This window comes from Flavobacterium selenitireducens, from assembly GCF_014748335.1.
In the GTDB taxonomy this organism is placed as follows: Bacteria; Bacteroidota; Bacteroidia; order Flavobacteriales; family Flavobacteriaceae; genus Flavobacterium; species Flavobacterium selenitireducens.
The window spans coordinates 122778-143182 of record NZ_JAAVIY010000001.1 but is presented as its reverse complement, the minus strand read 5'-3'; the positions used below and the strand labels follow the sequence as shown (position 1 = coordinate 143182).

The following is a 20405-nucleotide window of genomic DNA, read 5'->3' as shown; positions in this document are numbered from 1 at the left end:
CTAGGGAATCCTCGGGCGTATCGTCCTATGGAAATATTGTGATCGACAAAGGAAGCGTGGAATTCTGAGACGGAAATGTGGAAGTCATTGCGTTCTACCACATCAAGGACGGAAATCAGCAAAGTTTACTTCACCAAATAAATACAACGTGAGCCAGACAGACAACAAACTTAGGAAAGTCCTCGGTCTCGGATTCGGGATCGCGATTTTCGTGGGTGGGACGATAGGCGTCGGGATTTTGCGAACGCCCGGAGAGATCGCCACGCATCTCGACAGCAGCGGGCTTATCGTATCGTGCTGGCTTTTGGGCGGGCTTTACATTTTGCTCGGTTGCGGTGCGTATGCGGAATTGGCAACGTCGATTCCCAAAGCAGGCGGTTCCTATAATTACATCAAGCGCGCGTTCGGCGATTATGCCGGATTCCTGTCCGGATGGTTCGACTATATCACGAACGCCATCGCGCCTTCGTTTTTTTGTATCGTGATCAGTGAGTATATCGCCATCCTTTTTCCCGAAACCCAATCGGTAAAGACGATTGTCGCCGTCGCCTTTCTGCTTGGTTTTACGTTGCTGCACGCAAGCGGCGTGAAGAATGGCAGCGTCGTCCAGCAAATCACGAGCGTGATCAAAGTAGTGTTCTTTGTCGGATTGATCGCCGCCTGCTTCCTGTATTCGGGCGTGAAAGCCGAGTCTGTCGAAGTGGATGCAAAAGTGGCCTCAGCCGGACTTGTCATCGGGTTCATAAAATCGTTGCAGATGGTGTTGGGCGCTTACGACGGCTGGTACGCAATCTGTTTTTTTGCCGAAGAAGACGAGAATCCGAGCCAAAACATCCCGAGGTCACTTTATACGGGCGCCATCATCGTAATCGTGATCTACGCATTGATCAACATGGCCTTCCTGCATGTACTTCCCGCCTCTGAAATGGCAGATTCCACCCTGGCGGCCTCAGATGTGGCCCGGACGGTCTTTGGCGACAAAGGGTCGAAAATCGTAACGGTGATCGCTGTATTTTCGATCATCGGGATACTGAATGCATTCCTGATGATCCCGCCGAGGATTTTGTATGGCTTGAGCCGCGATGGTTTTTTCATCAAATCGGGAACGCGCGTCAATTCCGGCGGAACGCCCATCGTGGCTTTGGTCGCTTCGTCGGCGTTTACCTTCGTTCTGGTCGTGGTCGGATCATTTGAAGTATTGTTCGCACTGGCGACGTTCATGTCTGTGATCGTATGGGGATTAGCCTATTGTTCGTTGATCAGGTTGCGCATTTCCGAACCGCATCTCCTTCGTCCGTTCAAAGCCTGGGGCTATCCGTTTACGGCCATCATCCTGGTAGCGATCTCATTGGCGCTGCTCGTCGGATTTACACTAAGCGATCACCGCAGCGCCTTGGTCATTGCGATGATAGCGGCCCTTTCCTATCCCGTTTTCAGAATGCTCAAACGCTGAAGAATCCGGGAAAAAACGCGTAGATTGCCCGAACCAAACCACATTACAAAACATGAAGACAATCAGAATTTGGACGGCCCTTTTGCTGTTCACCCAGTTTGCCGGCGCCCAGGACAGGGTTGCCAAGATTGACAGCTTGCTCAACGCTTTGTACGCCGAAAAAAGCATTAACGGGAATTTCCTCGTGGCGGAAAAAGGCAATGTGATCTACAAGAAATCGTTCGGGCTTGCCAATGAACGCACAAACGAAAAGCTCGACGAGAATTCGATTTTCGAACTGGCGTCGGTCTCCAAGCAGTTTACCGCCATGGCAATCATGATACTCAGTGAAAAAGGCAAACTGAATCTCGATGACGATTTTTCAACGTACCTGCCCGAACTTTCCCACTACAAGGGCATAACCGTCAGGAACCTCTTGCATCACACCGGTGGCCTGCCCGACTACATGAACTTGATGGACAGTTTATCCGACAAGACCAAGATCGTCTCCAACAAAGACATCATCGCCGTTTTCGCCAAACACAAGCCGGCCGTCGTTTTCAAGCCCAATACGAAGTTCGAATACAGTAACACCGGCTATGCATTGCTTGGTTCGATCATAGAAAAAACCTCGGGAAAAAGTTTTGGGGACTATTTGGCCGCCAGCATTTTCAAGCCGTTGCAGATGAAAAACACATTTGTCTACAACAGGCGTTTCCAGCCGAGAAAAGTAGCGCATTACGCCTTTGGGTACGTATATTCGAAAAGTGCCAAAAAATACATCCTTCCCGATGATTCCCCGGAAAACAATTACGTGGTCTGGCTCGACGGCATTGTCGGCGACGGAACGGTGAACTCCACTGTAAATGACCTGCTCAAATGGGACCGCGCTTTGTACACCAACAAATTGCTTTCTGAAAACGGCATGAAGCAACTTTTCGAGGCGGGCACGTTGAGCGACAATTCCAAAACCAAATACGGAATGGGATTTTTTGTAGACGACAATCCGGATTTCGGAAAACTGGCCAATCACAGCGGCGGCTGGCCAGGTTATGTGACCTATATCGATCGACATCTCGACCACGATAAGACCATCATCGCCCTCCAAAACCACGAAGGAGTCAAAGTCCCTATAAAATCGATCCGGAACATTCTCTACGGCAAACCGCTCGAAAGCGTCAAAACAAGACAGGAAATCGCGCTTGGTTTGGACCAGCTCCAAAAATTCGTCGGCTCGTATGAAGTGCAGAAAGGTTTCGAAATGGTCATTTCCTTGAAGGACAACCAACTTTTTACGCAACTGCCGGGACAGGACGCCTTTCCTATTTTTGCCGAAAGCGACGTATTGTTTTTCCTGAAGATCGTCGATGCCCAAATCAAGTTCGAAAAGAACGAGGCGGGCGAAATTGCCGGGGCCATGTTGTTGCAGAACGGGAACTCCGTCGTTGCCAAACGTGTCAACTGATGTCGCAAATCTAAAGAAAACGATTGCGTAGTAGCATCAGGAATCGTAAGTTTGGAGACAAACATCTTCTTATGGACGCAAAACATTCCGACGACGTTTTAGGCCGCGCCCGCGTTACCGATACGCCCGAACTCGAGGCCTACTACAAAGAGTTGGAAACGCTCGGAGCCGGCGCTTTGTGGACGGTTGCCAACGATATCGAGCCTTGGGAACCACGCGCCAACTCAATTCCTATGTTGTGGAAGTACGATGAGTTGCGCGAGCTTGTACTTAAATCCTCAGAACTGGTCACACCAGAACAGGCCGGGCGACGCGTCGTCTACCTGGTCAACGACAAGCGACGTGACGTTTCGGCGGCCGTCGGCTGGTTGTATACCGGAATACAGGTGACGCGACCGGGAGAGAGCACATCGGCTCACCGCCATCGGGCCTCCGCCCTGCGTTTCATCATGGAGGGCGAAGGCGGCTATACGGTCGTGGACGGAAACAAGGTAACGTTCGAAGTCAACGATTTTGTGATTACGCCGAACTCCGCATGGCACGAACACGGTTGCGATCCTCTTGGGAAGACGTGTATCTGGCAGGATGGCCTCGATATTCCGCTTGTCAACGCTCTGGAAGCGAACGATTATGCGGTGTTCGACGGGAAACAGCCGCTCAAGGCACCAACCAATTTCCTGCCGGTTTCCTATTCCGGGGCGGGTTTGCGTCCGTCTGCGCACGATTGGGACAAGCCGTATTCCCCTCTTTTCAAGTATGCCTGGAAAGATGTGTATCCGACCCTTACCGAGGCTGCGAAAGTGACCGAAGATTGCCCGGTCGACGGCATCCGCATGCATTATACCAATCCGCTTACCGGTGGCCATGTCATGCAGACTATGGGTGCCTCGATGCAATTGCTGCGTCCGGGTTTTAAAGGCAAAGCGCACAAACACACCGGGTCTTTCGTTTATCAATGCGCAAAAGGGCATGGTTATTCGATAATTGACGGTAGGCGCTACGAATGGAAGGAACGCGATATTTTCTGTGTCCCGAGCTGGGCATGGCACGAACACGTCAACCTGTCCCAAACCGAGGATGCCTGCCTGTTTTCGTTTCACGACCTGCCTACAATCGAGGCTTTGGGACTGTTCCAACAGCGCGAATATTTGGAGAATGATGGATTTCAATTATTGCGCAACGACTGATTCACTGCCAAAATTGGCTAAGGTATTGACTAAACCTAACTTACGATAACTACGAATACAAATGATCGACATAAACAGTGTTTTGATTGCCGAACAGGATTTATTGCAGGCCATGAAGTCAAGCGACGTGAACAACTTGGACCGGCTGTTACACGACCGGCTGATCTTCCTGCTTCCGAACGGCGCGACTGTCGATAAGAAAACCGATCTCGACGCCCACGGGTCGAAAGCGATGATCCTTGAAAAAGCAGATTTCGAGCAGGGCCCGATATCGATAATTGGCGACTGCGCGATCTCGAACGTAAAACTCAACGCAAGTGGTACGATGCTGGGGCAGCCGCTCTCGGGAGAATTTCATTACATACGGGTTTGGAAAGATTTCGGCGGACAGTTGAAGGTTATTGGCGGAGGTTGCGTTTCTAACTAATAATGAATAATTAATAATGATGGTGATGTCGATTTGCGATGTGAGGCTTCCGCTCGACCGCTAAGCTATTTCGATCGACGAATGGCACACCAATAATGAACAATCAATTTGAAATTAGCTACTTATACCACAAACGGCTCGGGCCAAAAAGTCGGAGTCGTGCAAGGCGACGTCATACTTGACCTCGAAACACTGGGCTTTAAGCTCAATATCACATTTCCGAAATCAATTCTCGACATCATCGACGGCGGAAGTGCCGAACTCAAGAAAATCGAGGACGCGATCAAACAGTCGAGCGAAAACACGATCGCCTCGAGCTCGCTGCCCAAAGACGAAATTACTTTGCTGGCCCCGATTCCGAGACCGCGAAAGAATATCATCGGCATCGGATTGAACTATACCGAACACGTAGCGGAAAGTGCGCGAACCCTCGATACGGACAATGCACTTCCGCAGAAGCCCGTTATCTTTTCGAAGCCGCCCACTACCGTAACGGCCACCAATACGGACATCATCCACAATGAAAACCTCACGAAACAACTCGATTGGGAAGTCGAACTCGCGGTGATCATCGGTAAAAAGGCAAAATATATAAGCCGTGAAAATGCGATGGACTATGTTTTCGGATATACGGTGATCAACGACATTTCGGCCCGCGATTGCCGTCGTGCCGGACAATGGATCGTTTCGAAAGGACAAGATACGTTTGCCCCGATGGGCCCGTTTCTAGTGACGAAGGACGAGATCGATAACCCTCATGATCTCCAACTTTCACTCCAAGTCAACGGCGTTGAGAAACAAAACTCGAATACGAAGTTCATGTTGTTCGACATTCCGGCGCTTATCGCAGATTTGAGCGAAGTGTTCACGCTTGAGCCCGGTGATATCATCGCAACGGGAACGCCCGCCGGAGTCGGTGCCGGCCGCGATCCGCAGGAATGGATGTGGGACGGCGACGTCGTGGAAGCGACCGTGGAAAAAATCGGAACGCTTGTCAACACGGTCAGGAAACTGGTTCGCGATTGACGGTTACCGGGGCGACAACGCTTCGAGCCGGGAAATCAAGGGAAGTCAATCCAACGTAACTCGAAAGGCGATTGATACGGATAATCAACGCATCAACTGTGAAAAAAGGACAATTACCAAACTGAATGAACGCCAGCCTGAACTGCGTGAAAACCTGTGAATGGCGCATAAATAATGTAATTTAGAAATGAAAAAATACCGAATCGGCCAGATCGTGCCATCGTCGAACGTTACGATGGAGACTGAAATTCCCGCGCTTTTCCGCTCCCGTGAAACCATTTTGCCGGAGCGCTTCACGTTCCATTCGAGCCGGATGCGAATGAAAAAAGTGACGAAAGAGGAATTGGAAGCGATGGACGCGATGAGCCTCAAATGCGCACAGGAGTTATCGGACGCACACGTAGACGTGATGGGCTACGCTTGCCTTGTGGCCATCATGAGCATGGGGCGCGGCTATCACTGTGTTTCCGAAGTTAATCTCCACCAGGAGACCATCGCCAATGACTTTCCGACGCCAATCGTGACGAGCGCCGGAGCCCTGATAAACGGGCTTAACGTGCTGAACGCAAAAAAAGTCGCGGTAATCACGCCCTATATGCGTCCGTTGACGGATCTCGTCGTGGATTACATCGAACATCAGGGCTTTGAAGTCGTGGACTCGATCGCGCTTGAAATTCCTGACAATCTCGAGGTCGCCGCACAGGATCCTATGAACTTGCTTGAAATCTACAAACGACTCGATCTTACCGGCGTCGACGTGCTGGTCGCCTCGGCCTGTGTGCAGATGCCTTCGCTCGAAGCAATTGATCTATTGGAAAAAGAGATTGGAATTCCGGTCACTTCTGCCGCAGTCTGCACGACATACGAAATGATGAAGAAACTCGGGATAGAGGCAAAAGCTCCAATTGGCGGAAGGCTGTTGAGCGGAAGCTATTAGAGCGAATCGTGATTTACCGGAACTTCGGATAAATCGCAACTCCGTAAACCGATATCGGAAATTGTGTAATCCAGTGTGAAAATTTTGTAAGACATCTCTAAAACGTTTTCGGCAATTTTGTCAAGCACACAAAAAGCTACTACCATGGAGACAAACTACAACAACTTTGACATCGATTACAACGCAAACGAAGATTTCGACAACATCATCCGAATCAACAACGGGTACGAGGAAGACAGCGACGAGCAGGATTACGACCTCGATTACGATCCGAACGAGATGTACTTCGCTCTCCTAAACGATAACAACCGCTAAGAAACAACAACCACGAGAGAAGCTGGCCCGCAAAGGCCGGCTTTTTTTTGCGAAAAGTTGAAAGGTTTGATGAAAACTGCATAACATCTTCCAGCTGATCTCGCTTACTTTTATATCAACAAAAAACACAACTACTATGGGAACTGTAAACAAAGACGGGCAAAATCGCCACGACGGACAAAAAAACTACGACCATTCGAACCAGCGCAACCCAGACAACGTTCGCAACGCCACTCGCAAACACGAGTACAAAGAGCATGACGAGACGTTGACCAATGACGAGAATTACGATGCTAAGGGACGTTTGACGACCGAGGGCGAATTCGACGACAAGCGACAAAATGTCGATCCGCACAAGAACGATCACGGAATGGAATAGCGAATCTCAAACCACAACCTAAATAACAAACCAAAATGAACGGATTTTTCAAAACCATCATCGCCGGATTCACGGCCAAGAAATTAGGAGGCGGATGCTTCGGCTTTATTATCGTCTTTATCATCGTATATTGGCTGCTCGGCAGATTCTAACCTACAACCGCTCAATGAGCGGTTTTTTTTATGATGCTGAATCGTGCAATTCTAAATGCGGATGGTGTAAGGATTTGATTTCCCGGTTTCCGACATTTGAACATAAAACCTTATATCATGGAAAAGCGAAACCAAAATAAAAACGATGAGCGCGCTCCCAAAACGGATCTCGATCTTGATTCAGAAGTGAACACGACCGGTTTTCCGCGTCCTGAAGGAGAGTCCCAAACAATCCAGGAGGATCCCGATACCGATCCGAACCAAACCGACAAGCCCGGCTTTAAACGAAGCGACGTCTAACCTTAAAAAACGATAGCCATGAATGCAGATGACAAAAAAAGAAATATCGACGACCCGGAACTCAACCAAGACGCGTCAACTTACGACAAAGATGAAAGTTTCGACGATACGGACGACTTTCACAAATATGACGATACAGAAAACAGCAACGTAGACCAAAACGACGCGATTGCGCAAAGCAATGCCGCCACCAACCACAATGCCCGCAATCACACACCAACTTTCACGCGTACGTACGATAAAAATGCGACCGATGAAGAAGTGGATAAAGCAGGAAAATTCGACGGCGATTTTAACGTCTGAAAATAAGAAAAGCCCCGGGATCAAGTCTCGGGGCTTTTTTTTGCACTAATTTTTAATTTGACAGCTGGTCAACCACCTTTGACCAAGCGATCCAACAGTAAATTCAGGTTCACCGAAGCAAATCCCGAGCTGTGGTCGCTAAGTCCATACGGAATGATCAGGTCGCCATTGTGGACGAATGAGCCACACGAGTATACGACATTAGGCACATAACCCTCGCGTTCGTCGGGATTGGGCATGATCAGCGGTTCTTTGAGCCTGCCTATTTCCTTTTCAGGGTTGTCGATGTCCAACAGCGATGCTCCAATGCAATAGCGGCGCATCGGCCCGACCGCGTGCGTGATCACAAGCCAGCCGTGAGGCGTCTCGATTGGCGAACCGCAATTTCCGATTTGTACCAATTCCCACGAATATTCCGGTGACTGTATCTTTACAGGATTGTCCCAGATGTTGATATTGTCCGAATACATCAGGTAATTGTTCCATCCGTCGATACGCGAGAGCATCGCAAATTTCCCGTTGATCTTTCTCGGGAACAAAGCGAGATTTTTGTTCTTGGCGCCGTCACCGTTGAGAGGAGAAGTCTTGAAATCGTAAAAGTCCGTCGTCTGCAACAATTTCGGCATGATGTGGGCGCCGTCGTATGCAGTATAAGTCGCGTAATAAATGACTTGGCCGTTCTCTTTGATAAACCTTACAAAACGCGCATCCTCGATTCCCTTGCTCTCAAAATCCGAAATCGGGAAAATCACGCGGTCGCTGATATCGGTATCTCTTGAAAAACTGATTTTGCGATAACTGTCGGACAACGCCAGGATCTGCTTGTACTGTGCAATGCGCTCCTCGTCATCGGTCTTTTCGCGTGCGGCGATCACGATTTTCTTGAGGCTTTCGTAATCGAACCGATCTTCGAGCTTTTCATCCACTTCCTTGAGAAAACCAGGATCGATGTCCGCCTCCTCCCCTTTTTTGAGAAACAGTTTTTTCTGGTAGATCGTCTGGTGCATTTTCTCGGCTTCGTCAATATAGTTTCCCGCCGGAATCACCATAATGTTGTTGTGTTTGTCGATCATCGCACGACGGAACACCACCGAAGAAATATGGCCTTCGCCCACCGCCCTGAAACTGATAAGCAACCGCTGCTGACCCTCTTCGAGATGGCTCTGATCGGGATCGATGATAATCGATGGATTGAAAAACGCAGCCGATTCGATCGAATATTCATGCGTGAAATAAGACCCAATCAAATACTTCTGGTAGTCGCTGAGCTGGCTGTAATCAAAACCGGCTTTTATGATATACGGCTTGACTTTCTCGCAGTGTTTAGAAAGTTTTTTGGTGATGTTGCGGTGGCGTTTTGAAAAGTCCTGCAACAATGGCAGGATGATGGCCTGGACCGTTTCCGTATCGAGCGCCATAATTTTTTTTAAGAGGGAAACCGCGCGTTCTTCACCGTTAAAAAAATAACGGGCGATCACGCGTCTCGGGTCAGGATAGACTTTTACATCCTTTCGTTCTACCGATAGTCGCATAGTTGTGATTTAGAGGTTTTCCCGAAGTTACGATTTATTGATAGGGAAAGTGTGAAAAAAGTGCTAATGTACGGCGACGGCGATCTGCAATTTTATTTTCAAGGGCGCGTCACCGGCTAGGCAAAAGCTGATCGCATTTACCCTAGCCGCTGTCGGGCTGTCCGCTTCTATCTTTGTTTTAGGGGCCGGCTTCGCCGGCCCTTAAAACAAAGGATAACCGCTTCCATCCCTCGCGCACCGTCCCGGAAACCCACCATCGGAATCCATCGTTTTCAAACCGCCTTAAGCCGCCTGGCCGCCTCGAGCAACGTCTCGTCTTTCTTCGCGAAGCAAATCCTGATCAGCCTGTCGTCGTGCAAATCCGAATACAAATGTGAAACCGGGATGGCCGCAATCCCAAACTCCTTTATCAGCCGTACGCAAAAATCAAAATCGTTCTCATCGGAAATCTCCGCATAATCCAACAACAGGAAATAGCCGCCATCGCAATCGAGAACGTTGAACTTCGTCTGGCCCAGGGCCTCGAGGAACAAATCGCGTTTGCGTTCAAAAAAAGCCGCCAGCTGTAAATGACTATCAGATTTTTCCATATAGTGCGCAATGGCATGCTGGAACGGATGGCTCGTGCAATACGTCATATTCTGGTGCACTTTCCGGAGTTCCGCCGTTAGCGCAGCCGGAGCCACGCAATAACCCACTTTCCAACCCGTTACGTGATAGGTTTTTCCAAACGAGAATGCCGCAAAGGTTCGTTCCCTCAATCCAGGAAATTGCAAGGGACTGAGGTGCTGCCTGCCGCCAAAGGTCATGTATTGGTAAACTTCGTCGCACATCAGCAGTATATCGGTTCCCGCTGTAATTGCCATGAGTTGGCCCATATCGTATTGGTCCAACACTTTCCCTGTGGGATTATTGGGCGTGCAAAGGCAAATCATCCTGGTTTTTGGAGAGACCAGCTCCCGAATCGCCTTCCAATCTATTCTGAATTCCGGCGCCTTCATTTTGTAAACGACTGCCTTCCCTCCTACGCTTTCTACAGCCGGGCGGTAACAGTCGTAACAAGGCTCGACCAAAATAACTTCGTCTCCGGGCCAAACGGTCGCCGCGATCGCAGCGAAGATCATTTCGGTTGCGCCAGTGCCTATCGTAATTTCGTTTTCCCAATCGATATCGAGATCGTAACCGGATTTCATTTTCGCGGCAATTTGCATTCGAAGTTGCGGCAAGCCCGGCATAGGCGCGTATTGATTGGTGTTTTTTGACAAGGCTTCACCGACGAACTTCAACAAATCGGGATCGGGATCGAAATCGGGAAAACCCTGGGAGAGGTTTACCGCGTGATATTCGTTGGCCAAAGCGGTCATGTGGGAAAAAATATGGCGCCCGACATTGGGAAGTTTGGACTTAAAATTCATAAGGCTTCTTTGGCGTTAAGTTCACGAATTTTACGGACGCGATCGCTTTAGTTTGTCAATCAAGTCCATACTTCGGCCATTGAGAGTAATACCGCTAAGATCAAAATGGTGTTCGCAATTCCAAACCCGCGAAATCCAGGTACGGGGACAAAATAGGTTCAATCCATGGTAAAAGCCACGCGAAAACCTGGAATCGATCCTTAAATCAATATGCCACCAATTCCTTTAGCGCTTCCTCAAACCTACCTTTCGCCAGATATTGGTCCTCTAAAGCTTTCGTGAACGGAATCGGCGTATCCAAACTGGCCACGCGTCGAACCGGTCCGTCGAGGTATTCAAAGCAATGTTCGGTGATCATAGCCGCCAAATCACTGGCGACGCCTCCAAACAAACTGTCTTCCTGCAACAGTATCACCTTGCTGGTTTTCTTCACCGATGCGAAAATCGTCTCGGTATCTAGCGGCTGCAAGCTTCTCAAGTCGATAAGGTCGGCGGAAATGTCGGGATTCTTGTCGAGGGTTTCCAGCGCCCAATGCACGGCTGCTCCAAAAGCGACGATCGTGACGTCCTTTCCTTGTCGCAAAACCGCGGCCTTGCCCAGTGGCAATGTGTAGTAATTTGTCGGTACGTCCTGGTAGACGCTCCTGTAAAGCAATTTGTGCTCAAAAAACATTACCGGGTTGGGATCGTTGATCGCGGCGGTCAAAAGTCCTTTTGCGTCATAAGGAAACGCGGGATAGACCACTTTCAGGCCCGGCGTCTTCGTAAACCATGCCTCGTTTGTCTGGGAGTGGAAAGGCCCGGCCTGTGTACCGCCGCCACAAGGCATGCGCACCACGACATCGGCATTTTCATTCCAACGATAGTGCACTTTTGCGAGATAATTCACAATCGGATTGAATCCTGTTGAGACGAAATCGGCGAACTGCATTTCGACAATCGCTTTGTATCCGTTGATCGAAAGCCCCATTCCCGCAGAAACGACGGCACTTTCGCATATTGGCGTATTTTTGATGCGGTCTTTTCCGAAAAGGTCGACGAAGCCGTCCGTTATCTTGAACGCACCTCCGTATTCGGCTATATCCTGGCCCATGATCACCAGGTTTTCATGCCGCTCGAACGATTGGCGCAAACCTTGGGCGATCGCGTCCACATAGCGTATATTTTCAGTTTCGGAACCCGGCTTTACATCCTCAAATTCATAAGGCGCGTAGACGTCCCCAATTTCCTGTTCGTAACTTGCCTTTATTTCCGCTTCTGTATTGGCGATCAACAGGTTGTCGTCGATCTCTTTACGTATTTCTTCACGCCACTGTTCATCCTTGTCGGCTCGCAGTATGTTTTGTTTCAATAGGTAACGCCTGAAGTTGTCGACCGGGTCTTTTTCAGCCCACATGTCCATCAATTCCTGTGGAACGTATTTAGTGCCGCTGGCTTCCTCGTGTCCTCGCATGCGAAACGTTTTGAATTCGATGAGGACCGGGCGCGGATTGGTTCGCATCGATTCGACGATCTCGCTCAGTTCATTAAATATCTCAAGTATATTGTTGCCGTCGAGGATATGGGCTTCCATTCCATAGCCTACGCCTTTGTCAGCCAGGTTTTCACATCGGTACTGCTCGTTGGTCGGAGTAGACAATCCGTAGCCGTTGTTTTCAATGATGAACAGTACGGGCAAATCCCAAACGGCGGCGATGTTGAGCGCTTCGTGAAAGTCGCCTTCAGAAGTCGCGCCTTCACCCGTAAAAACCGCGGTTACTTTTCCGTTCTTCTTGAGTCGGTTGGCCAATGCAATTCCGTCGGCGACACCCAATTGAGGGCCGAGGTGGGAAATCATCCCGATGATCTTATACTCTTGCGTCCCGAAATGAAAAGATCGGTCACGGCCTTTCGTAAATCCGGACGCCTTGCCCTGCCATTGGGAGAACAGTCTGTATAAAGGTATGTCGCGTCCCGTGAAAACACCGAGGTTGCGGTGCATCGGCAAAATGTATTCGTCCTTTTCCAGGACAGCGGTAATCCCGCACGAAATCGCTTCCTGCCCAATTCCCGAGAACCATTTCGAGACTTTTCCCTGACGGATCAGGATCAGCATTTTTTCCTCGATGAGACGAGGTTTAAGCAAACGTTTGTAAAGGTCGAGCAGTTGGTCGTCGGTGAGGTTACGGCGTTCGAAATTCATCGTATTAATGTCTGTTTGGTAAAAACTCTGTCAAAAGTATGAAAATGGAAGTTTAAAGTTTAATGTTTGAGGTTTAAAGTTGTACGGACTCGAACTTCCGACTTTAAACTTTGAACCTTAAACAAAAAACAACCTCATTTTATTTACATTTGTGACACAAGGCCGCTTTGGCTTTGAAAACTCAAAAAAGTAAACCTATGCAGAACATTCCAAGTGTGGATTTACGTGATTTCCTTTCGGGCGACCCGGAACGTAAACAAAAGTTTGTAAATGAAATCGGAAAAGCCTACGAAGACATCGGATTCGTAGCACTCAAAGGTCATTTTTTAGATGACAAACTGGTAGATGAATTGTATGGAGAGGTACGCAACTTTTTCAATCTGCCGCTGGAAACCAAAAAAACGTACGAAATTCCCGGCATCGGCGGACAACGCGGCTATGTTTCTTTCGGGAAAGAACACGCCAAAGGGCGCTCTGCCGGCGACCTGAAGGAGTTCTGGCATTTTGGGCAATACGTACAGGACAATCCGGCGCTTGAAGCGGAATATCCGGCAAACGTAGAGGTCAAAGAACTTCCGAAATTCAATTCCGTAGGGAAAGAAGCTTATCAGATGCTAGAAAAAACCGGCATTTACGTTCTGCGCGCCCTGGCGATATATTTAGGATTGGACGAATTCTATTTCGACAATTACATCAAGAACGGCAACAGCATCCTGCGTCCGATACACTACCCGCCCATCACGGACGAACCCGCAGACGGAGCCGTGCGCGCCGCAGCCCATGGCGACATCAACCTGATTACGTTGTTGATGGGCGCCCAGGGCAAAGGCCTCCAGGTGCAAAACCACGACGGCCAATGGATCGACGCCATAGCCGAACCTGACGAATTGGTGATCAATGTGGGCGATATGCTCTCTCGCCATACGAACAACAAGCTCAAATCGACGATTCACCAAGTGGTAAACCCGCCTCGCGAATTGTGGGGAACTTCGCGTTTTTCGATCCCGTTTTTCATGCATCCGATAAGTGAGATGAAACTCGACGTTTTGGAACACACGATCGACGAAAACCATCCGAAGCAATTTGAAGATATCACGGCCGGCGAATTCCTGCACGAGCGCTTGGTGGAACTGGGACTTATAAAAAAGTAAACGTTATAATTTGTTTAAGGTTTAAGGTTTGAGGTTACGTAGGCAACTTTAAGCTTTAAACCTTACACTTTTGATCTCAAGATGGCAAAAAAACTTACATCGCTGAACGATCTGGGCGGTTTCGTATTCTCTACGAACAAAGACTTTGAATTCGATGCCGACGAATCTACCGACGAAACTCCCGAAGCCGGAAAACAACGGCTCGAGGCGCATCTCGACAAAAAGAACCGGGGCGGAAAAGTCGCCACCGTGATCAAAGGCTTTGAAGGAAGTGAAGACGACCTGAAAGCACTCGGCAAATTACTCAAGACAAAGTGTGGCGTAGGCGGAGCGGCCAAAGACGGCGAAATCATCATCCAGGGCAATTTCCGCGACAAGGTCATGGAGATTTTAAAGGCTGAGGGATATAATGTGAAGCGCGTTGGCGGATAGATTGTCAATTGGATAATTGGATAATTAGATAATTTGAAAATTGGATAATTGGATAATTTGAAAATTGGATAATTAGATGATTAGATAATTTGAAAATTGGATAATTGGATAATTAGATGATTGGATAATTAGATAATTAGATAATTTGAAAATTTGAAAATTGGATAATTAGATGATTTGGAAATTTGATAATTGGATAATTAGATGATTGGATAATTAGATAATTTAAAAATTGGATAATTGGTAAATTGGGGAAATCTGTATGCGACAGCGTGTTTTTAGACCTAAAACTTCAAACCTAACACTTCAAACCTTAAACCTAAAACTTCGAACCTTAACCCTTAAACTTTAAATCGGAAACCTGAAACCTCCCTCCCAACCAAATGATCCAACAATCTGAACTTATATTGAATCCAGACGGCAGCGTTTACCATTTGAACCTGCGTCCGGAGCACATAGCCAACGACATCATTTTCGTGGGCGACCAAAATCGAGTGGAGAAGATCACGCAGTTCTTCGATCGCATTGAATTTTCGACACAAAAGCGGGAGTTCAAGACACAAACCGGTATTTATAAAGGCAAGCGGATATCGGTTATGTCAACCGGAATCGGGCCGGACAACATCGACATCGTGATAAACGAGCTCGACGCCCTAGCCAATATAGACCTTGGGACGCGTCTTCCAAAAGAAAACCTGACCTCGTTGAACATCATCAGGATAGGCACATCCGGTTCGCTTCAAGCCGACATTCCGACTGATAGTTTCGTGATGTCGAAATTCGGGCTTGGTCTCGACAACATGCTTCGCTCCTACCAGATCGATTCGGTCTCGGATACGAATCTCGAGGACGCTTTCATAAAACACACCGATTGGGATTCCAGAAAGGGCCGTCCTTACGTGACGCGCTGCTCCGAAAAACTGGAGGCGATGATTGAAGGCGAAAAAATGCACAAAGGCATAACGGCGACCGCAGGCGGTTTTTATGCGCCCCAGGGACGTGTGCTTCGCCTGGCCTTGCAAGATGCGGAACTCAATTCCACGATGGACAATTTTGAGTTCGAGGGCTCAAAAATCACCAATCTCGAAATGGAAACTGCCGCCATTTACGGCCTGTCGGCTTTGCTTGGACACGACGCGCTGTCGCTGAACGCCATCATCGCCAACCGGGCTACCGGAACTTTCAGCGCCGATCCCTACAAAGCGGTGGATGAACTCATCACGTACACGCTCGACAAAATCGCAGCTTGGTAACGATGGAAAACGTCTCACAACAGATAGAAGCGCTTTTAAGGGAAGGCACGCGATTTTTCATGCACGCGTCCGAAGACGAGCTCTCGCGCAAGCCTTCGCCCGACAAATGGTCGAAACGCGAGATTCTTGGCCACCTTATCGATTCCGCGGTACACAACCTCGTGCGTTTTACCGAAGCGCGCTGCCACACCCAGCCGTATCGCCACCGGCCTTACGACCAGGACGAACTCGTGCGTTTGAACGACTACCAAAACCAGGAAACCGAAGATTTGCTCGTGCTTTGGCTTTCGCTCAATAAGCGCATTGCGTTCCTGATTGCGAACGTCGGGCCGGGCGATCGCTCCATTGCCGTTGTTTTTGCCGACGGCACGACAAAAGACCTCGAATTCCTGATGCGCGACTACGCCGATCATCTCGGTGGCCACCTGCGACAGATCGATTCAGGTTCGGGCATTCGTTAATTTTTGGCAAAATCGGGTTTGTGATTTGCACAAATGGCGTAATTTGAGGCAAGCGTTAGGGATTGAAGCGGCATCCTTTTGAATGACGCGCCAGCGGCGTGCAAAAGATACAGCGGAAAGCCCGGCGCCGGCACCGGTTTAGTTCGGGTTTGGATGCCGTTCCGGCGCAACGCCCTAAGCAAGCAGGATAGACGCGTTCCAGCTAAACATTTCAACAATTCAACAACTAGAAAAATGAAGATTTCCGGCGTCCCCGAACATTTCAACCTCCCGTGGCATTTGAGTATCGAAGATGGCGATTTTGAAAAAGCCGGGCTCGACGTTTCCTGGACGGATGTTCCCGAGGGAACGGGCAAGCTTTGCCAGATGTTGCGATCTGGAGAGACCGACGTGGCCGTGATCCTGACCGAAGGAATCATCAAGGATATCGTTGCGGGCAATCCGTCGAAAATCGTCCAAGTTTACGTGCAGTCGCCATTGATTTGGGGCGTACACGTAGCATCGGAGTCGGATTATCGCCAAATTTCGGATCTCAAAGGGTCGACCGCGGCCATTTCGAGAATAGGATCAGGCTCCCAACTGATGGCGTTCGTGAATGCCGACAACCAGGGCTGGCCAAAGGATAACCTGAAATTCGAGATCGTGCATACCATCGATGGAGCCGTCCAGGCGTTAAAAAACGGTAGTGCCGATTATTTCATGTGGGAACGCTTCATGACAAAACCGCTTGTCGACAACGGAACGTTCCGTCGCCTTGGGGATTGCCCGACGCCCTGGCCGTGTTTCGTGATTGCCGTGAGGAGCGAAATTCTCGAAGACAATTCGGAAATCATTGAGACGATGTTGTCGGTCATCAACCAAAAAACTTCGAAATTCAAGCAAATTCCCGATATCGATTTAATATTGTCCCGCCGCTACGGGCAAAAACCCGAAGACATACGGCAATGGCTCGACCTTACGCACTGGTCACAATCGAACTTTGACGAGCCGATGTTAAACAATGTCCAAAATCAGTTGGCCGATTTAGGGATTATTGACAAAAAAGGTACTTTTGCCGATATCGTGCACGGGTAATCCGCGCCCACGTCCCATGGTCAAATTCAGCGAAATTCCTTTCTCGAAAATCAAGGAGCGGCTCACCGTAAAGAAGCCGTGGGACAGTGTCATCATTTTTTTGCTCAACGTGTTGATCGCCATCCCGGTGTTCATCATCTGCCATCGCTACACTATCGACCCGGGTTGGCCTTTCCATCTCGATCGCATCCTGATGTTCCTGGGCATTTTGATCGCGATCCAGTTGATCTTGCGCCTGCTCCGGAAAATCATCATATTCGCGATTTTTCTCTACCTGTTGTTTTTAGGATGGGGAACGCTTTTTGGAAATTACGGCTTCAACGACGTATACGAAGATTATCGCTATATGGTGTATGCGATGGATGACAGCCCCAATCCTCAGGATCTTATCATTTCGCGCCTGCTTCCGTTCCCGAACAAATCGCGCATCCTCAAAGCGGTGCAATACGACAATCCGCAAGTGCGTAATTTTTCTGTGACGGCCACCACCAAACACTTCAAGGATGTGAAAGGCTATGGCGATTACCGGACGATCATTCAATGTTTTGCCGTGTTCAAGGAAATCAACAGTCGGTGGAATTACGTGAGCGATCCCAAAGGACGGGAGTATATCGCTTCCGCCTCCGAATCGTTGCGCCATCTTTCGGGCGATTGCGATGACCATTCGATTTTTATGTCGGCCTGCGTAAAGGCGATCGGTGGAACGCCTCGTCTCATCCACACCGGCGGGCATATTTATCCCGAAATCCTGATCGGCGACAAACGCGACCTTGAAACCATCAACTACCTGATCAAAAAAATCCTGTTCGTAAAGGAAAGCAAGGACAAAACCATCCATTACCACATTGATGAGCGCGGACAGGTGTGGCTCAACCTCGACTACACCGCCACTTATCCCGGCGGACCTTTTATGCACGAGGAGATTTTAGGGGCGCTGACGTTGGATTGAGCTTGTTGCTGATCGCTGTTTTGCATCGCTCTTTTTTTACCTTTTTTCCTATCAACCGATAAGCCGCCGATCCGAATAGACGAACCTCTGACAAACAAATAAACAGTTAGGCAAATAAACAACCCAAAAACACTAAATTAGCCGCAAAATCCTGCTTATGAAAAAGCTACTGTTGTGTTTGCTGTTCTCTGGAATGGCGTTTGCGCAAGACTCTGAGGGCGATACGGAAGGACCGGTCGCCTCCAGGAAAAACGAGATCAGAATCGACGCGTTATCGCTAATCGCATTCGGCAAGGCCAATATTTCGTACGAAAGGTTTGGGTCGTCCAAATGGTCCTATGGCGTTACCGGAAGTTTTGCCTTCGGAGACAAATTTGAGGACGATTTCGACGAAGGCTATCGCAGCACATTGCCGAAATATGAAGTCGTGCCCTACATACGTTACAAAATGTCGAACAGCGACGCCCATTACTATTTCGTTGAAGGCTTTATCTCGGCCAACGGTGGGGATTTTCGCGAGATCGTAAGGGTAGACGATGGTGCAACCGGCTTTTACAAAATATCGAAGGAGGAATATTTTTCTGTCGCTCCCGGTGCAAGCCTCGGATACAAAGTCTATTTTGCGCAGCGCGTCGCACTGGAGTTTCTGGTAGGTGCGGGATTCAACCTTCTCGACGGCGATAAAAGCCCGGACGTGATCTCGCGCATCGGTTTGAACCTTGGTTACAGATTCTAAAAACTGCACTATGAAAAAGTTTGGATATTTCGCATTGGCTTTATCGGCCCTATTCTTTTCCTCTTGCGACGACGAGGACGGATTCTACAACGAGAAATACATTGACGTCCCCAATCTCGTCACGGTAGAAAATCAGGATGTTTACCTCGTTGGAGAGTTCATTTACATTTCTGCCGACATCTCGCGGTATCAGGCCGAACCCGGTTTTGCAACGCCACTCGATCTTTTCGAGACCACCAGCGGCGCAACGGGATTCCGGTTTTCCTATATCGTGGAACGGGAAACCTCGGCGGGAGTTTGGCAGGAAGTGACTGTAACGGCCGCGCAAATGCTTATCGATAAAGGTTCCGTTCAGGCATCCTCTTATGTGTTGGGAACGGCGCAATACGATTCGTCCGATGAATCATACGAATACAGAGTCGGTTATCCGTTGACGTCAGCGGGAAATTACAGGATCAGCTTCGGTGTCAACAGCGACGCAGCGAACCTGGTCGAACTGCGTTCCCTTACGCAGGGCAACAATTTGTTCCTCAATATCAATTCGGCGACGACCCAGCTCAATCCGCAAGGATTTTACACGTTTACCGTCAATTAATTACCAGTCGATTTCGGGAAGTCCGTTCGATTTTAAGTAAGCGTTTGCCTGGCTGAAATGCCGGTTTCCGAACCATTTGCCCTGATTGGCGCTCATTGGCGACGGGTGTCCGGATTTGAGTACAAGGTGCTTGGCCATGTCGATATTTTTACCCTTTTGTTGGGCGTAATTGCCCCAAAGCAGGAACACTACATTTGATTTTTCGTCCGAAATGCGTTTTATTACCGCGTCGGTAAAGGTTTCCCAACCCTTTTTTTGGTGGCTTCCGGGCTCGCCCTTGCGCACGGTCAAGGTGGCGTTGAGCAGCAATACGCCTTGGTCAGCCCAGCGCTCGAGATTGCCGTCTGACGGGATCGGTTTGCCGACATCGTCGCGGATTTCCTTGAAGATATTGACCAGTGAAGGCGGCACCGGAACATTTTCCGCAACCGAAAAACAAAGACCGTTAGCCTGGTTCGGGCCGTGGTACGGATCCTGCCCGATGATCACGACCTTGACCTTGTCGAACGGGCTGTGATCGAAGGCCGCGAAAATTTTGGGACTGGGCGGATAGCAGATTTTCCCGTTTTTCACGTCGTATTCGGAGCGTACGAACTCGATGAGTTGCCTGAAATAAGGTTGTTCAAATTCGGTTTGTAGTTCCGACTTCCAGCGTTGTTCGATCTCCATGGCGTCATTTTGCGCCAAATATACGACCACGGT

General features: G+C 49.0%; 22 protein-coding genes. 18 read left to right on the top strand and 4 right to left on the bottom strand.

What is annotated here, in order from left to right; all coding sequences use genetic code 11:
- Positions 1 to 148 precede the first annotated feature (148 nt).
- The 10 genes from HC229_RS00635 to HC229_RS00590 all read left to right on the top strand — a co-directional run bounded on the left by HC229_RS00635 (position 149) and on the right by HC229_RS00590 (position 7923).
- Positions 149 to 1453, top strand: coding sequence for an APC family permease (locus HC229_RS00635; RefSeq protein WP_191018504.1), 1305 nt, complete (start codon positions 149 to 151; stop codon positions 1451 to 1453).
- Positions 1454 to 1505: 52 nt separating this feature from the next.
- The gene (locus HC229_RS00630; RefSeq protein ID WP_191018503.1) at positions 1506 to 2897 is read left to right on the top strand and encodes a serine hydrolase; all 1392 of its coding nucleotides are present in this window, start codon (positions 1506 to 1508) and stop codon (positions 2895 to 2897) included.
- Between the two features lie 71 nt (positions 2898 to 2968).
- Entirely contained in the window at positions 2969 to 4084 is a 1116-nt protein-coding gene (locus tag HC229_RS00625; protein ID WP_191018502.1) for a cupin domain-containing protein, read from the top strand.
- Positions 4085 to 4145: 61 nt separating this feature from the next.
- The gene (locus tag HC229_RS00620) at positions 4146 to 4511 is read left to right on the top strand and encodes a nuclear transport factor 2 family protein (RefSeq protein WP_191018501.1); all 366 of its coding nucleotides are present in this window, start codon (positions 4146 to 4148) and stop codon (positions 4509 to 4511) included.
- Between the two features lie 108 nt (positions 4512 to 4619).
- Positions 4620 to 5537 (top strand): fumarylacetoacetate hydrolase family protein, encoded by a 918-nt coding sequence (locus HC229_RS00615; RefSeq protein WP_191018500.1) that lies wholly within the window; start codon positions 4620 to 4622, stop codon positions 5535 to 5537.
- Between the two features lie 187 nt (positions 5538 to 5724).
- Complete coding sequence (locus tag HC229_RS00610; RefSeq protein WP_269808146.1) at positions 5725 to 6474, top strand: maleate cis-trans isomerase family protein; 750 nt, start codon at positions 5725 to 5727, stop codon at positions 6472 to 6474.
- Between the two features lie 144 nt (positions 6475 to 6618).
- Positions 6619 to 6789 carry a hypothetical protein gene (locus tag HC229_RS00605; protein ID WP_191018499.1) on the top strand — a complete coding sequence of 57 codons (171 nt, stop codon included), beginning with the start codon at positions 6619 to 6621 and terminating at the stop codon, positions 6787 to 6789.
- Positions 6790 to 6925: 136 nt separating this feature from the next.
- Complete coding sequence (locus HC229_RS00600) at positions 6926 to 7168, top strand: hypothetical protein (RefSeq protein WP_191018498.1); 243 nt, start codon at positions 6926 to 6928, stop codon at positions 7166 to 7168.
- A gap of 269 nt (positions 7169 to 7437) precedes the next feature.
- A complete protein-coding gene (locus HC229_RS00595; protein ID WP_191018497.1) occupies positions 7438 to 7620 on the top strand; it encodes a hypothetical protein in 183 nt (60 codons plus the stop codon).
- Between the two features lie 18 nt (positions 7621 to 7638).
- Positions 7639 to 7923 carry a hypothetical protein gene (locus tag HC229_RS00590; RefSeq protein ID WP_191018496.1) on the top strand — a complete coding sequence of 95 codons (285 nt, stop codon included), beginning with the start codon at positions 7639 to 7641 and terminating at the stop codon, positions 7921 to 7923.
- Positions 7924 to 7991: 68 nt separating this feature from the next.
- Here HC229_RS00590 and HC229_RS00585 read toward each other — a convergent pair whose 3' ends face one another.
- From HC229_RS00585 to HC229_RS00575, 3 genes are all read right to left on the bottom strand, one after another.
- Positions 7992 to 9455 (bottom strand): glycoside hydrolase family 130 protein, encoded by a 1464-nt coding sequence (locus HC229_RS00585; RefSeq protein WP_191018495.1) that lies wholly within the window; start codon positions 9453 to 9455, stop codon positions 7992 to 7994.
- A 272-nt stretch (positions 9456 to 9727) separates the two neighbouring features.
- A complete protein-coding gene (locus HC229_RS00580) occupies positions 9728 to 10870 on the bottom strand; it encodes a methionine aminotransferase (protein ID WP_191018494.1) in 1143 nt (380 codons plus the stop codon).
- Positions 10871 to 11075: 205 nt separating this feature from the next.
- A complete protein-coding gene (locus HC229_RS00575) occupies positions 11076 to 13052 on the bottom strand; it encodes an alpha-ketoacid dehydrogenase subunit alpha/beta (RefSeq protein WP_191018493.1) in 1977 nt (658 codons plus the stop codon).
- A 197-nt stretch (positions 13053 to 13249) separates the two neighbouring features.
- On the opposite strand from HC229_RS00575, the gene HC229_RS00570 reads away from it, so the two are divergent.
- The 8 genes from HC229_RS00570 to HC229_RS00535 all read left to right on the top strand — a co-directional run bounded on the left by HC229_RS00570 (position 13250) and on the right by HC229_RS00535 (position 19703).
- Positions 13250 to 14203: an isopenicillin N synthase family dioxygenase gene (locus tag HC229_RS00570; protein WP_191018492.1), complete on the top strand. Its 954-nt coding sequence runs from the start codon at positions 13250 to 13252 to the stop codon at positions 14201 to 14203.
- 81 nt (positions 14204 to 14284) lie between these two features.
- The gene (locus HC229_RS00565; protein ID WP_191018491.1) at positions 14285 to 14635 is read left to right on the top strand and encodes a translation initiation factor; all 351 of its coding nucleotides are present in this window, start codon (positions 14285 to 14287) and stop codon (positions 14633 to 14635) included.
- Positions 14636 to 15018: 383 nt separating this feature from the next.
- Positions 15019 to 15888, top strand: a complete 870-nt coding sequence (locus HC229_RS00560) for a nucleoside phosphorylase (protein ID WP_191018490.1) — start codon at positions 15019 to 15021, stop codon at positions 15886 to 15888.
- A 2-nt stretch (positions 15889 to 15890) separates the two neighbouring features.
- Positions 15891 to 16349, top strand: a complete 459-nt coding sequence (locus HC229_RS00555; RefSeq protein ID WP_191018489.1) for a DinB family protein — start codon at positions 15891 to 15893, stop codon at positions 16347 to 16349.
- Between the two features lie 234 nt (positions 16350 to 16583).
- Positions 16584 to 17423: a substrate-binding domain-containing protein gene (locus HC229_RS00550; RefSeq protein ID WP_191018488.1), complete on the top strand. Its 840-nt coding sequence runs from the start codon at positions 16584 to 16586 to the stop codon at positions 17421 to 17423.
- Positions 17424 to 17439: 16 nt separating this feature from the next.
- Complete coding sequence (locus HC229_RS00545; protein WP_191018487.1) at positions 17440 to 18372, top strand: transglutaminase; 933 nt, start codon at positions 17440 to 17442, stop codon at positions 18370 to 18372.
- Between the two features lie 157 nt (positions 18373 to 18529).
- Positions 18530 to 19108, top strand: coding sequence for a DUF3575 domain-containing protein (locus HC229_RS00540; RefSeq protein WP_191018486.1), 579 nt, complete (start codon positions 18530 to 18532; stop codon positions 19106 to 19108).
- 10 nt (positions 19109 to 19118) lie between these two features.
- Positions 19119 to 19703 carry a hypothetical protein gene (locus tag HC229_RS00535; protein ID WP_191018485.1) on the top strand — a complete coding sequence of 195 codons (585 nt, stop codon included), beginning with the start codon at positions 19119 to 19121 and terminating at the stop codon, positions 19701 to 19703.
- On the opposite strand, the gene ung is transcribed toward HC229_RS00535, so the two are convergent.
- Positions 19704 to 20372, bottom strand: a complete 669-nt coding sequence (ung, locus tag HC229_RS00530; protein ID WP_191018484.1) for a uracil-DNA glycosylase — start codon at positions 20370 to 20372, stop codon at positions 19704 to 19706.
- Between the last annotated feature and the right edge of the window lie 33 nt (positions 20373 to 20405).